Annotated in this window: 8 protein-coding genes; 4 read left to right on the forward strand and 4 right to left on the reverse strand. The window is 38.9% G+C overall.

Going from position 1 to position 15,666, the window contains the following annotated elements; all coding sequences use genetic code 11:
• Positions 1-34 precede the first annotated feature (34 nt).
• The 4 genes from nfi to ABIL69_01125 are packed head-to-tail and all read right to left on the reverse strand — an operon-like array spanning position 35 to position 5,676.
• A complete protein-coding gene (nfi, locus tag ABIL69_01110) occupies positions 35-691 on the reverse strand; it encodes a deoxyribonuclease V (protein ID MEO0122590.1) in 657 nt (218 codons plus the stop codon).
• Complete coding sequence (gene glmS, locus ABIL69_01115) at positions 675-2,501, reverse strand: glutamine--fructose-6-phosphate transaminase (isomerizing) (protein MEO0122591.1); 1,827 nt, start codon at positions 2,499-2,501, stop codon at positions 675-677. Before glmS ends, nfi begins: the two co-directional genes overlap by 17 nt.
• A gap of 42 nt (positions 2,502-2,543) precedes the next feature.
• A complete protein-coding gene (locus ABIL69_01120; protein MEO0122592.1) occupies positions 2,544-4,568 on the reverse strand; it encodes a DEAD/DEAH box helicase in 2,025 nt (674 codons plus the stop codon).
• A 16-nt stretch (positions 4,569-4,584) separates the two neighbouring features.
• Positions 4,585-5,676 carry a T9SS type A sorting domain-containing protein gene (locus ABIL69_01125; protein MEO0122593.1) on the reverse strand — a complete coding sequence of 364 codons (1,092 nt, stop codon included), beginning with the start codon at positions 5,674-5,676 and terminating at the stop codon, positions 4,585-4,587.
• An 857-nt stretch (positions 5,677-6,533) separates the two neighbouring features.
• On the opposite strand from ABIL69_01125, the gene ABIL69_01130 reads away from it, so the two are divergent.
• The 4 genes from ABIL69_01130 (at position 6,534) to ABIL69_01145 (ending at position 15,325) form a co-directional block, all read left to right on the forward strand.
• Positions 6,534-8,156 (forward strand): T9SS type A sorting domain-containing protein, encoded by a 1,623-nt coding sequence (locus tag ABIL69_01130; protein ID MEO0122594.1) that lies wholly within the window; start codon positions 6,534-6,536, stop codon positions 8,154-8,156.
• 73 nt (positions 8,157-8,229) lie between these two features.
• Complete coding sequence (locus ABIL69_01135; GenBank protein MEO0122595.1) at positions 8,230-10,488, forward strand: T9SS type A sorting domain-containing protein; 2,259 nt, start codon at positions 8,230-8,232, stop codon at positions 10,486-10,488.
• Positions 10,488-12,752 (forward strand): T9SS type A sorting domain-containing protein, encoded by a 2,265-nt coding sequence (locus tag ABIL69_01140; protein ID MEO0122596.1) that lies wholly within the window; start codon positions 10,488-10,490, stop codon positions 12,750-12,752. Before ABIL69_01135 ends, ABIL69_01140 begins: the two co-directional genes overlap by 1 nt.
• A 149-nt stretch (positions 12,753-12,901) precedes the next feature.
• The gene (locus tag ABIL69_01145) at positions 12,902-15,325 is read left to right on the forward strand and encodes a FlgD immunoglobulin-like domain containing protein (protein ID MEO0122597.1); all 2,424 of its coding nucleotides are present in this window, start codon (positions 12,902-12,904) and stop codon (positions 15,323-15,325) included.
• The last annotated feature ends 341 nt before the right edge of the window (positions 15,326-15,666 follow it).

Consider the following 15,666-nt stretch of genomic DNA (forward strand, 5'->3'; position numbering starts at 1 on the left):
CTTATGTCAAAAATTCATATCTAAACTGAAGAATTCACCATATGTTTCTTTTAATCTTGTTTGCAAACATATGCGCGTATCTTATCGGCTCAGGTATTCGGAATCGCGTAGTATGAATTACATACTTAATACAATCTGAGAAATTAACTTTATTACCAGGAGAAACGAAAATTGGTTTTACATAGTCACGGGTTCTCAAAACAGCACCAATCTTTTTTCCTTCAAACTTGATTGGTTTCCATGCCCCTCTTTTCTTTTCCGGCATCTCAAATTCACCACATAAGTATGACTTTGCGCAGCCGATTGTAGGCTTATCTAAAATCACCCCCAGGTGTGTTGCAATGCCACATTTTCGTGGATGGGCAATTCCCTGACCATCCACAAATATTAAATCTGGTTCTTTATTCAATTTTTTATAAGCCTTTAATATCACCGGCAACTCCCTGAAGGCAAGAAAAGTCGGAAGATATGGAAAAGTTTCTTTTTTTATCGCCCATGCTACATTGATAAGTTCTAATGAAGAATAAGAAAATAAAGCTATTGCAGCGATCAGTACTTGTTCCTTCACTCCAACGTCAACACCGGCGACCGTATCTGGCTTTTTGCATTTAATCAATCTCACCTTATTGCTGATCTCGTTCTGAATATTTATCAATTTATCAAGTCTGAATTGATTACTCAACCGTAACACTCTTGGCGAGATTTCTCGGACGGTCAACATCAAGACCTTTAAAGGTGGCGATAAAATAAGCAAGGAGTTGTAATGGTATTACTGATAGAATCGGTGAGACAAATTCAATGCACTCAGGAATTTCAATAATGTATTTGCTTATCGGACCTGTTGATTGATCTCCCTGGGTCACAACACTTATAACCTGCCCTTTACGGGCAATAACTTCTTGGATATTGCTTAACATTTTTTCATAAACACTTGATTTAGGATTTATACAAACAACCGGCATATGTTCATCAATCAAGGCAATCGGTCCATGTTTCATCTCACCCGCTGCATATCCGGTAGCGTGAATATAGGAAATTTCTTTTAATTTAAGTGCACCTTCAAGTGCCGTTGGATAATTAATCCCCCGGCCTAAAAATAAAAAGTCACGAGCATTATAATAATTCAATGCAATCTTTCTTATCTGCTCCTGTTTTGCCAATATCTCTTCAATCTGCTGTGGTATTTTTTTTATCTCGTTTATGTGATAAATAACATCGCTATCGTTCAAAAATCCTCTAAGTCTTCCCAGATAAAGACTGAATAGATATAAATTCAACAATTGGGCAGTATATGCCTTTGTTGAAGCAACACCAATCTCGGGTCCCGCCATAATCGCTATATTTCCATCCGACTCTTTATAAATACTTGAATGGGCAACATTGACAAGTGAAAGCACCTTTAAAAATCTTGCCTTTGCCTCTCTCAAACCAGCGATTGTATCGGCAGTCTCACCGGACTGACTTATTGCCATTACCATTGTATCACCATCAAGGACCATATCGCGATAGCGGAATTCACTGGAAATATCAACCTCGGTGCTGATGCGGGCGAATCTCTCAATCAGGTATTTCCCCACTACGCCGGCATGCCAGGATGTTCCGCAAGCCTGGATATAAATTCGGGAGATATTTAAAAAATCCTTATCAGTAAAATTAATTTCTTTTCCGAGATTAATACGGTTATCTACGATACGCTCTTTGATAATATTTGAAAGAACCCAAGGCTGTTCAAATATTTCTTTGAGCATAAAATGCGGATAATTGCCTTTTTCAATATCTTTAACCCTGATTGTAATCTTCCTGGGTTGAATTGCGATCTCTTCCCCATTGAAAGTTTTTATCTTATAATTCTTTGACGATACCATTGCTATTGTATCATTGGGAAGATCGATTATTTTATCAAATATTGCTATGACACCTGAAACATCACTTGCCAGTGCTGCTTCGTTTTCATTGATACTCAAAACAAGCGGTGCATCATGCCTTGCACACACGATATGATCTGGCTCCCTTGTGTAAATTACCGCAAAGGCAAAATTCCCTTTTAATTTTGGCACTGTCTGAAAGACAGCGTCAAATAAATTTGTTTTTAAATTTTCTTCAATGAGATGGACTATCACCTCAGAGTCTGTATAGGAACGGAATATATGACCTTTCTTTTCAAGTTCCTCTTTTAATAAAAGGTAGTTTTCTATTATTCCATTGACAACAAGGGCAATCTCTTCATTGCAATCGACCAAAGGATGGGTATTCTCCTCATGGGGGCTTCCATGCGTTGCCCAGCGTGTATGTCCGATTCCAATGCTACCGCTAATCGGTGTTCTTTTTAATAACTCCTGCAATTCACTCAATTTCCCAGGGACCTTGCGAATTAGCAATTCGTCATTATTTATGACGGCAATACCACTTGAATCATAACCCCGATATTCAAGACGCCAGAGGCCACCCAGAAGCACGCTGGTAATATCTCGGGGACCAATATATCCTACAATTCCACACATTATACTTGATTATATAAAAATTTTCTAAGATGTCAAGGAGTTCTAATCTTTTTCTTCGACACTGATCAATCTTAAAGTCCCAGTAAAATCTCTTGCATCAATTTCTCTAAGTTTTAGACATCCTATAAATTCAAGAAATCCTGGAATATCAAGATTCAAAATATGGTCTTCAATTTGCAATTCATTTGGCAGATCATAAAAGAATGCCCCGCTACCCAGCGCATCTTCAAACCTTGCAATATTATTAGCAATAACCTTTTTTATGGAAACCAGCGTAGGCATCGGGAATCTATCATCAGGCATCTGAAAATTTTGCAGGGTGAGTATCTTCCCTTCTATATCAACCGCATCAATGCCCTCTTCATATAAAGATTCAGCAATGATGAAACCATAAAGTGAACCAAAAAGATGGAAGATATGCGTATTCTTACCATCATAAAAAAAAGGAATCTCTTCTGGCAGCAGTGTGGGGAAAAACCTGTTTTTCAATATTGTGGATAAAAGATAATTATAATTCCCTGCGCCCTTGCCTTCAAAGATCTTTGAAAACTCCGGACCTTCACCAATACAACGCGCATAAACCTTCTTTTCTTTTTCCAATACCTGGACCTTTTGCCAACATTTTCCCCCGAGAATAAATTTTTCAAGGAGATAAAAAATTCTTCCGATTAAAACACCTGAACTAATCTCATAAACATCATATTCACCAAATGATTTCTCCGCGATATTTGAATGTATCTTCCCATAGGCAATCTTATTCTCAATCTTATCAGTCAGATAATATATACCCGGTCTCATTTCTTTTATTATCCCTTCGCTCAACAATTTTTTAAATACATCCTTTATAATCGCTTCAGGATATAGCGATTGGAAAATTTGATAAATACTTTTTAAAGTAGTCCCTATCCTTCGTCTTTGATAAAGATATGAGTAGATTTGCTGTGGAATTACCGACAATGATGCTTGATATCTCTTTTCATATAATTCACCGATTCTGGCACAATCAAAAAATGTTTCAAATAGAATTTTCTCCCAGTTGTTTGCATATACGCCAATGGCAAATAGTTTATCGGTCCTCCGATTTCCCCTGCCGATTCTCTGCAGTAGTGAAGAAATATTATAAGGTGGACGGTAAAGAATTATTGCGTCAACATCTCCAATATCAATGCCCAATTCAAGTGTTGATGTAGCAAGGAGTATTGCCCGGTCCGATTGATTCATAAATTTCTCTACCTCTTCCCTTTTTGAACGGGGAAGACTGGCATGGTGAACAAATACCCGGTCTTCAAATGGTGGGATTCTGAATTTTTGAGAAAAACTCTCAGCAAAACTACGGGCATTGAAGAATGCAAGGATTTTTTTTATCTGTCTCACCTGTGCTATTTTAAAAATCTCCTTTATAAAATTCTTTGCCGGTATCAAAATATATTCAATCTCCCGCGGTGATTTTAAAAAACATACTTTTGAATTGTCAAAATATCTATCACCAATATTTAAATCATCAATCGTTGCCGAAAGCGCGCAATACTGAAGATTACTGTTGATTTTCTGGAGAATCTTTCGCAATCTATTCAAAAGAATTCTCAACTGGTCACCACGCGGGGTATTATCAAGCAAATGGATCTCATCAAGAACTGCAGCAAAAAGATTCATAAATATCATGGGTTCCCTTGACAAAAGTGAATCAAAGGATTCAGGTGTTGTCAAAAGTACATTGGGTAAATGTTTTTTTTCAATAACCGGATGGTCTCCAGTCTTTCTGCCGATTGTAAGATTCAAAGAAGTTATCGGCTCTTCAAGCCGACGGAATAAATCATTGACAAGTGCCCGGGTCGGTGTAATGTATAAAACTTTGAGTCCTTTAAGTTCGCCTTTGAGTAAATTTTCAATAATCGGGGCAATGACAGCCTCGGTCTTACCTGTTGCAGCAGGTGAAATCACAACAACATTTTCTTTATTTAATATATAGGGAATTGTAATCTCCTGAATTTGCGTAAAACAACCAAATCTGCTAAAAAAAGGACCCCAGGTACGTTTCAGTTCCTGTTTTATCTCCATGGATTCCATTAATCTTTGTAAAATTTTACTTTATAAGAATAAATTTCATCAATTTCTTTTCACCAGGGAGTTTCAAAAAATAAACACCATTCTTTAAATCCGACACATCAATTTCATTTTCTGTGTTTTCTCCTATCTTTACCAATCTTCCCATTATATTGTAAATCAATATCTTATCTGGATTTTTTTTGAAAAAAATATTCAATCTGCCTTTTGTAATCAAGGATTGAACTTTTGCTTTTAATGAATTATCTACAATCTTTTCTTCAACAACGACGAGTGGACCAAAAAAAACTGTTCCTGTAGAACCATTTTCCCCATTACCATATCCACCATAGCCACCTGCGCCCCCGCTTACCGAAAGGCTCAAATGATTTGTATCAAGGATTGCAAAAAACCCCTTGATCCTGCCACCACCGCCACCTCCGCCGCCACCACCATCAGCATTACCTCCAGCACCACCACTTGCCAGCACTGAAGAGTATCTGATTCTCAACGTATCTGCCTGCATTTTAATACCGCCACCAGAACCACCACCACCTGCCTCATAGCCTCCATCATAGCCATATAGCCCAAGGGATAAAATCTGTGAACTATCAATGATCATCCTTTGTCCTTTAAGATAGATTAATGCACCACCATTACCACCAAATCCATCAACCAGACCAAGCCTTCCCGCCCCACCTCCGGAACCCATATTGATTACTGTATCACTCAGATTACCATAAGGAGACCCGCCTGCACCTGGGTCAAGATCACCACCATCTCCTCCTGCACCACCATAAGCACCGCCGCCTCCTCCGCCACCTGTTCCGGCATATCCACATCCCGGTCCATAACCATCAGGATGGGTATTCGTGCCACCAGAATATCCCTTGCCCGAACCATCAATCATTGAATTATGGATGTAAATAAACGGAGCCTGCAAAATTACCCTGCCGGTTGAATCAATACCATTCCACTGCTGGACCTTTAGTTTTGCATTATTTACAAGATGAACCTTCCGATTATATTGATGATAACCACAAATTACCAGACTGTCATTCACAACAAGTAAGCTGTCGGAATCCTCGTATATATAACTGAAAAACAAAAACACATTTATAAATATCAACATTTTTACCTCCAAGAAATTATATAGAAAAAGCAATCAATGTCAATAATTTTATTCTCTCTATGTATAACTCAATCTGCATTCCAAATGGTCAAAATAGTTTGCGACAACACAAAATTGTGTAAAAATTTTGGACACATAATTTTTATAAAGTCTCGTAATTTCATAAGATTTAAGGAATTCTGAAAAGTGTAAAACATTTGGACACTTTTGCATACATCACTGGCTAAAAATCTTTGAAATTGCAAAACATTTTTCTGGCACGAAATTTGCATATATATAAACTGGGTAGCTATATGAAGTGCTGGGCAAATAATACCCTTGACTACAACAAAATCCAGATTATAATTTATTATAGGCTGGGTGTAAGAATCTTATCTTATCTTATCTTATCTTATCTTATCTTACAACCCGGTGTAATAAAAGCTTTCTAAAAGATTTTAATCTTGATTTTAACAAAGATTCTTTTGGCTTCTTCTTTGCGGAGTTTGCGAGATTTGTTTAAAATTGCTCCGCAACCGGAACTGTAGGGCAAGGCTTTCTTCAAGAACCGATGGTTCTTTCAGAACCAGAGGTTAGCCTTGCGAGGAGCCTGGTGGCACCGGAGCAGAAAAACATAGTGCCGAGAAAATTTCTGGTAGCCGCAGGCTTCAGCCTGCGCATGGTCTTTTCCATAGGAATGAAATAATTGTAGGGCAAACCTTTAGGTTTGCGCTTTAAATTGTCGAGCAAGCTCGACCACTACAAATGTTTGAAATGTAGTGGCAGAGTTTACTTTGCAAAATCCGCGGAAACCTGTATCACTATCCGCGTGATTCTGTGTTGTTTCAGCCTTCGGGCTGAATAAAATGGAGGAAAAAATGAAAATAATAATAACTACTTTTTTAATAGTAGTCAGTTTGGCATTTACAGGGCCTTTGTGGTACGCAAAATATAATGGTCCTTCAGGTGGATATGCCTCCATATTGGATATAGTCATTGACAATGATCGCAATGTCTACGTCACGGGAATTGCAAATTCCAACAATGATGATGGTGATATCATAACAATAAAATACAATGCACAGGGTGACGCACTCTGGAGTAGACTAACGGATTGCTATTATAAAGATATTGCCTACTCCATCTGCATAGATGAATACGGCTACAGTTATGTTGCAGGATTCACATATGATGGCACATACTACCGTTTAGCTGTGATAAAGTATAATCCTGACGGAACGATTAATTGCATCAACGCAGACAATGTTCAAAATGCATTCTATATGAACAGTTACACAATTAAACTGGATAGTCAGAGAAACGTTTATGTCGCAACTATGTATGGAACCGATGCCTGGTTAGTGACCTTTGATAATAACCTTAACTACCGAGGCAGTCTTTTAATTGATTATGGTGATCTGGATTGCTTTAATGATATGGTAATTACCTCTGATGATAAAATAATCGTAACGGGCAGGGTCGAAACACCCCTTGGTTCTCCAGAACAGACTGATAAGGATATGTTTATTGGCAAATATATATTCAATGAGGGAACTGGACTTTTTGAAGAAATATGGCATTATGTCTCATTTCCTCAGGCTGAATATTCAATTGAAAAGGGGCACAAAGTAAAATTGGATAATGCGGGTAATGTTTATGTCGCTGGAACTACACAAACGGGTAGTTCTCAAGGATATCAACATTACTGTCTGTGGAAATTTAATGCTGATGGTAATCTACAATGGATGTTCAATTACAATGACCCCCAGGGCAATAGTTCCTCGCCTTGCGATTTAGCAGTCCATCCAGTGACAGGCATCTCATATATGACTGGATGGCGTGCACTCAACACCAATGATGTGGAAATTATGACAATGGCTATAGACGCGGATATGAATTTGCTCTGGCGGGATAACTGGAACTACGGTTCATTATACGATGAGGGACACGCGATAGCCATATCTAACTATAGCGTCTATGTAAGCGGTATGGTAAGTTCTCCCGGAAACAATGATATGGTAACAATGTGTTACAGACTAAGTACTGGCGAGCGAAAATGGATTGAAATCTATCGGTATTCAACCTCAAGCAAAGAAATTGCCTGGTGTAATGCTGTGAAACAGAACGGTAATTATGCTTATATCGTATCAGCCGGGCAACTTCAGAATCCTGATTATGCACTGACTGTAATGTATAAGGTGCTTGATAATAACAGTGATAATCCAGCAGGTCATGAAGAGCCGATGTTTTACACCCAGATATATCCCCAGCCGTGCCACGACATAATGAAAATCACATTGAGTTCTCCAGCGGAACAATGGGCATCTGTAAGTCTTTATGATGCAACTGGTAGAAAAATCACTGACCTTTACAACGATTTTGCCAAAACCGGTCTGAATAAAATAGTTTACAATCCAGATAATTTGTGCAATGGTGTCTACTTCGTGCGGTTTGATGTTGGCGGTATAACTAAGACGGAAAAGGTGGTTCTGCAGCGATAATTAAAGATGGGCAGAGGATAAATTTCTCCTCTGCCCATTGACAGCTGTGTAAATATTTTTATAATTTAAGAAAATGAAAAGACGGCAAAGATACGGTCATTCCGAAAAACGACTACAGTTTCTGTTCACTGTAGTATTTATCGTATTAATACTATCAAGTCCTTCTTATGCCCAGGATTCATTAAATGTCAGGTGGATAAATGCTTGTTTTGGCAATAGTGCCCGTGATGTGACATACAGCGAAATCGAAAATAATAAATACACGTTTGTGTCTTTACATGGTAGTATACTTATTCTAAATGTGAATGATCCTTCTCATCCCCAAAAAATTAAAGAAATTGGACATCCGGGAGAAGGATGGCTAAATCCACTCCAAGGATGCGGGATAGCGGTATATGATACGCTCTTTCTAATTGCGTGTGGTCATTATGGATTATGGATATACAATATTGCGGTTCCATCTAATCCAGTAAGACTTTCAACCTGCAAAACACCCCGCGCCAGTAATGTTGCGGTTTCCGGGAATTACGCTTATGTGGCAGACGCCGAGAGTGGTTTGATTATTATTGACATTTCAGATCTGACATCTCCTCAGATAATAAGCAATTTTTATATACCGCCCCCTGGAGGTGTTGATGTTGTAGTTTCAGATACAATTGCTTATGTTGCTGGTGATGAAGTATGGATAATCAATATCTCCAATCCGTACCAGCCAGCACTTATAAGTATATGGAATCCCCATAATCTTTTGGAGGCAGTAACACAGATTGATAAGGAAGGTAATTTCCTTTATGTTACCGAAACAGGTATTTCGGTCTGTGGTTTCTGGATAATTGATGTGAGCAATCCCAGCAATCCAATTTCAGCGGACAGTATTCGTGTAGGCTGGGCAAGATATATAGATGCAAGCGGACAATATGCCTATTGCACAGCAGGTGTCGGCCTTATGATATTAAACATTTCCAACCCCTACAATTCATATCCAATTGTGACTCTTAACATCGGCGAAGACGGCCAGGGTCTTTGCAGTGCAGGAAATTATGTATATGTTGCCGCTATGGATAGCACATTAATCGTTGATGCCTCAAACCCTGCAAATCCAACTATTATAGGTGTATATTCCCATTTTAAAAATTGTCCAAGATATATTGTTGTTGCTAATAATTATGGGTATGTAAGTATGGGTGTAGATGGTTTAAGAATAATAGATATTTCCGATCCTTATCATCTAACCGAAATCGGTTACTGTGATACCCCGGGTGCAGCAGCAGGTATTGCATTGTCAGACAGTTATGCGTATATCGCTGATGGTGATTCTGGTCTAAGAGTTATTGACATTACAAACCCCTATTCACCTTACGAAATAGGAAACTTAATTTTACCTAACTATTCTTTTAAAAATATTGTAATAGACGGCACTTACGCATATATTGCTTCAGGAATTAAAGGATTGACTATTGTGGATATTTCAAATCCATCATCACCGTTTTTCGTAAGTTCATTATCACCTTCTGGTGGTTATATTAATGCAACTAATATAGTCAAGTATAGAAATTACATTTATCTGCTATGCGCGGCGGGTGGTGTTAGGATAATTGATGTCTCAAATCCATACCATCCTTTTGGAATAGGACGATTCAAGGATGGTTGTAGTGGTGGTACTGGATTTAACGGTGATTACGCACTTGTAACAGGATGTGGCCCAATCTATTCGGTTGATATTGATGACCCATCATCACTGGTTCCAGTAGATTCATTGAGCACGTACTACAATATAGGTATGGGGGATGTAAAATTAATGTTGCATTATGCGGTTGCCGGTGGTGACGGTATTCCATTGTACATAGTGGACTTTGCCGACCCCTTCAATATAGTACTTTCAGGTTATTACTACTGGAATCATCACATCTCTGAGGCATCATTCATTAGCATTGCACTTAAAGACAATTCCATTTTCATAACTACTGATTACGGTTTGCAGATATTCCAATTTTATGGTGCGACAGGGATTGCGGAATCTTTAAAAATTCCCAAAACAAATACATCTTTCACTCTAAATGCCGAACCAAATCCTTTTATAAATAATGTTAAAATAAACTGGCAAATCCCATCAGATATGCATTTCGGAGACCGCTTTGCTCAAATTATGATTTTTGATGTTCTTGGCAGGGTCGTTAAGACATACTCCATTGATAAAATAAACCATAATGAAAATTATGTTATCTGGGATAGTTCAGATAACAGTAATCATAGGCTGCCGCCGGGTGTCTATTTCTGTTGTTTTAGCATGAATAATCATTCTGTAACTAAAAAAATAATTTTACTGAAGTAATGATTAATATTGTATTTGCCTTTTTCATCTTCAACCCCGATAATTTCGGAAATAATAAAATTCAAAGCTATTGTGATACAGTAATTCTTCAATCTTTTCAATCTTATTACCATTGTCTCTCGGACTCTCTTTTCTGGGATTTTGAGAGTTCTAATGGTGGATTTATTGCTCATGGTTTCAGCCCTTACCCCGGTGGATGGGTCTGGGATAGTTTTATGCCCTGGACACAACCCCATTCTGGACATAAGGCATGGTTTATGACTTCTGATTGGTTCTGGGGGTTATATGAAGATAATTGCAGTTGGATATTGGAATCGCCAGTCATTGTCCTTAACTCAGCAGGTGCCTGCACCCTTTCATTCTATCACTGGTATAATATTGAATGGTGGTTTGATGGAGGTAATCTTAAAATTTCAACTGATTATGGTGCAACCTGGGCAATAATTTATCCGCTTGAGCCAGATAGTTATCCCTGTCCTTCTGCACACAACGGCAATTTTGGCATTCCCAACGAACCCTGCTTCAGTGGCGATTCATCAAATTTAGGGTGGCATCTGGCAAAGTTTTTATTAGATAATTATGCAGGAAAAATTGTCATTTTGCGCTGGCATTTTGGTTCAGACCCTGCTGATGTCCGTCCAGGTTGGTATATTGATGATGTAAAAATCACGAATGCCACAGGTATAACAAGAGATGTGGGAACTTCAAGTATTTTAAGACCTGTGATTAATGTCATACCAAATGTCATCTTATATCCTTTAGCCTCTTATCAAAACTACGGAATAGATAATGCGAATTTTAAAGCCTTTTTCCAGATCGACTCGCTCAACACAACTATTTATATTGACAGCATCAACATCTCGCTACCACCACAGGCTGAAACTATTTTAACCTTCAATCCCTGGCGTACTGGTAATAATTCAGGTATAACTTATGGGGTTTCTGCGTATGTAAAATTTTTTGGTGACCAGTATCCCTTAAATGATACAGTAAAAATGTTTACACAGACTTCACAACAATTCTGGGAAGTACTTTTAAAGCCCTTCCCCCTACCCAGTTCCGGACATTCACTTGCGGCACACAGTGATACATCATTTATGGTATTTGGCATCCATATCCCCGGACAATACCTGGATACTACTTTGGTATATATCACCAGCAGAGAAACATGGCATGGCGGACCCAAAAATCCTTTTGGTCCAGGTTCCTACGGGACGGTGAATTTTGTAAATGGGAAATTCTATCGCATCGGTGGCACCAATGATTTTCCCAATCCTTTAAATCGGGTTGATATTTATGACCCGGTATCAAATCTCTGGACTTCGGGGTCTCCTGCACCGGTTGGTCTAATTGACCAGACAAGCGGGGTATATAAAGATTCTCTAATCTATATTTTTGGTAACGGCAACTGGGGTTATCCGACGAGCAACGAGGTTTTTATATATGATACCTATCATGACATTTGGTTATCAGCAAATCCATTCCCGGGTACAGGGCGTGGTACTTGTGCGGGTGGAATTATTGATTCGTTTATTATCATTGCTGGCGGTTTCAAGACTGGCGGTGTATTCTGTAGTGATTATATAGTGGGCAAGATAAGTAGCACAAATCCGACTTTAATTACCTGGGGACAGTGGCAAGCAATTCCGGGTATGGATAGTGGTAGATGCCGCATTCCCTATACAATTGATAATTTAAATAAAGAATTGTGGCTTCTGGGTGGGAAATTGGCAAATGCTCTGGAAACTGGAGAAGTCTGGTCATACAATCCTTATACAAATATCTGGACAAATTGGCAGATGCAGAAACCAAACCCTGTTTGTAATGTAGGTTCAGTTGTCGTGGCGAAAACATGTTATGGAAATCGTGGTATTTTTATTCCCAGTGGTTATCATACGAATACCTACGTCAGAGAACATGAACTTTTACACTTAAGAAACCAAGGAGCAGAGGAACAAAAGTCCTTCGAGATGTATACAAAATGTGCGTATTTACAATGTCTGCCCAACCCTGCACGTAAATTTCTTAAAGTAAAATACCAGACTACAAACAAACAGGATATTCAGATAAAAGTGTTTGATGCCAGTGGCAGATTTGTAAAAATGATTGTTAACCGTAAAGGTGAAATTCCCGGAGAAAAAATAGCATATTGGAATTTATGCGACGAAAACGGAAAAACCATTCCAGCAGGTGTATATTTCATCCATTTAGAAACATCTGATGGAAATATGCTCTTGAGAAAAAAGGTTATAAAACTAAAATAAAAATCATGAGCAATGGTATTTCTGATGGCGTTTACTTTATTCGCATGAAGACTGATGATTATCAAGCAGTGGAGAAATTGATTGTAAGGAGGTAGAGAGCGCAGCGGGGGTGGCCAAAAATTGACCATCCCCGCAAAGAAAATGTGATTATGCAGAATAAACTAAAATTACCCTTAATCCATCGTTTACAAAGAAACAGGCGCTTTTCTCTTACTTCTTATATAATCCCCCTTTATCCGCTTTTTGTAATCCCCCTATTTCCCCATTTAGAAAAGGGGGATGAAGGGAGATTTGATAGAATTTTTAACAAAGTCAAAATTATATTGTTTTCTCTACTCATATCTGCCCTCTGCTTTGGCACAAGATTCCAGACGATATGGGAGAAGATGGAGTTCCCTGCGGATACTACATTGCCGCCGTTTGTCTATGGTATGAGATGTTGTGGAGTCGGGGATGTAAATGGTGATGGATATGACGATTTTTTGGTAAATAGGTCATCAGGAAACTATTATTATGAGCAAGATACTACGCTTGGTGAACATGTATTTCTACATTATGGCAGAAAATTTTTGAGTAGTGAACCCGATTTAATATTTTTTCATCATCATATAAACGGGGGAATCTACTATTATTCCGACGGTTTCGGCAATTTGGTAATCAACGGCCTTGGCGATGTGAATGGTGATGGATTTGATGATTTTGCTATTGTCGCCTGGAATGCTATTACCGATACGATGCCCTGGGGCGATATTGCGCAAGGCGGGAAGATTTATATTTATTTCGGTTCTCCATCTCCAGACACTATTCCCGAAATGATTGTAACAGGACATCTCATTTATAACCCACCCTTCTGGGTAGGTGACAGAAATCCGTCGGCAGTTTGTGGCTCTGATGTAAACGGAGATGGCTACAAAGATATTGTTATCGGATTTGCTGAATATTCGTCCTCCTGGAACTGGTATGACCGGTGTCGGGGACGGGTGTATATCTATTATGGCGGACCGCTATTGGACACAATCCCGGATGTCATTATCAATGGTGGTAATTACTGGATGCCTTTTCCTGCCCGCTATGAGCAACTTGGCTTTGCCATTGATAACCTTGGTGATGTCAATGGCGATGGTTATGAAGATATAATCGTGGGTGCACCGAATAATATGGAGCATGGGCAGGTGTTGGGCGCTGCAGGCAAGGCTTATGTATTCCTTGGTGGTAATCCGATGGATACGCTGCCGGACTGGTGGTATTATGGCACACGGGACTTGCAGAACTTTGGTATGGTCGTCTCCAACGCCGGTGATTTCAATGGTGATGGGTATAACGATTTTATGGTCGGTGATTTCTTCTATCCTGAACCTGGTAGTTCCATTGGCAGGGTTTTACTCTTTTATGGTGGCCCAGAACTGGACACCTTTCCTGACTGGCACATAGAAGGAATCCCATTCATTACCCATGATTTAGGCAATTCGCTTGATTGTATTGGTGATTATAATGGCGATGGATATGATGACATTGTTGTGGGTAATTATTCCTATGAAGGGGCAATGAACGATTGTTTCACAGGACGGATATTATTATATCTTGGTGGTCCATCACCTGATACGATTCCTGATGCAGTTTATGTCGGTAAGGTATATTATGAGGATGGGGTTGGTGGGGTTTGCAATGCTGGGGATGTGAATGGGGATGGCATTAACGAAGTCATCTATCGTCTTGATTATGCAGGTGCCTGGGGTTGTGTCAGGGTAGCCAAAATCACCGAAGCCGGACTGCCTGATTCTATCACCTGCAAAGGTGGTGATAAATATATTCTAATTAAATGGCACGGCAAATTTGAAGAAAATACCAGTCATTATCAGATACTAAAAAATACCCAACCCGATACCACAGGCTGGCATCAATTACAGACTATTAATCCCAAAAACCCACCGTTTTATAATATCCTTGATACCGCAGTTGAATTTTCTAATACCTATTATTACTGGGTCAGGGTTTATGATAACTGGGGCAAGTTTGACCATCATGGACCATTTTCTGCCCAACCTTCACCGATAACAATTGCACAATTCAGTGGTTATCAGGACTTTGGTGGCTTTGTAAACTTAAAATGGCAGATTTCAGGTGGTGATATTACGGGCTTCAATCTCTATCGTGAGGTAAATAACACAAAAGAAAAGATTGCGACATTAGGTCCTGAGAGAAATAGTTATAGCGATGTAACAAACGAAAAAGATATTCAATATTATCTTGGGATTGTGCAGAGTTCAAAAGAGGAAAGAATGATTGGACCGTTAGTGCCATCAGGGATAATTACGATTATGCCCAATCCATTTCGTAATAGTGTTAAACTTGGGCTTCGTGCGGGTAAGTATGGTAGATATAGTCTGGAAGTTTATAATGTATTAGGGCAGAGAGTCAGGACTATTTTCAATGAAGAGAAGCAGGCAGGATATTATGAGGTTATCTGGGATGGTAAGGATGATTTGAATCGTCGGTTGCCTGCAGGTGTGTATTTCATAACCTACCAGATGGGCACCTCAAAGGCAACTGTTAAGGTGGTGATGTTGAGATAAGGAGTAAATTTGACCTAAAATGTTTACGCCTTAACTCAAAGGCGGACATTTTTTGTGGAGTTAATCTGTAAGGATTTTATACCGGTAAATCCAGGTTGGATAAATTTTAAGTTCTCTTCTAAACTGATAACAAGGTGTGTTAACGCTTGCTGAAAACCCTTTACAAGTGGTGTGTATTTTGTAAAATTGTTTGTTAATGAAAAGCTGATAACGAAGAAATGTGTTATTTTAAGGGATTAAAGAGCACTAAATCCCCCTCCATAGGAATGGAATAGTCGTAGGGCAAACCTTTAGGTTTGCGCTTTAAATTGTCGAGCAAGCTCGACCACTACAAATGTTTG

Source organism: candidate division WOR-3 bacterium (genome assembly GCA_039802005.1).
Taxonomy (GTDB): domain Bacteria; phylum Hydrothermota; class Tepidihabitantia; order SM23-42; family JAOAFX01; genus JAOAFX01.

Coding starts and splice junctions, on each gene's coding strand:
- ABIL69_01145 (MEO0122597.1), top strand. CDS start 12,902: ATGCAGAATAAACTAAAATTACCCTTAATCCATCGTTTACAAAGAAAC.
- ABIL69_01120 (MEO0122592.1), bottom strand. CDS start 4,568: ATGGAATCCATGGAGATAAAACAGGAACTGAAACGTACCTGGGGTCCT.
- ABIL69_01140 (MEO0122596.1), top strand. CDS start 10,488: ATGATTAATATTGTATTTGCCTTTTTCATCTTCAACCCCGATAATTTC.
- glmS (MEO0122591.1), bottom strand. CDS start 2,501: ATGTGTGGAATTGTAGGATATATTGGTCCCCGAGATATTACCAGCGTG.
- ABIL69_01130 (MEO0122594.1), top strand. CDS start 6,534: ATGAAAATAATAATAACTACTTTTTTAATAGTAGTCAGTTTGGCATTT.
- ABIL69_01125 (MEO0122593.1), bottom strand. CDS start 5,676: ATGTTGATATTTATAAATGTGTTTTTGTTTTTCAGTTATATATACGAG.
- ABIL69_01135 (MEO0122595.1), top strand. CDS start 8,230: ATGAAAAGACGGCAAAGATACGGTCATTCCGAAAAACGACTACAGTTT.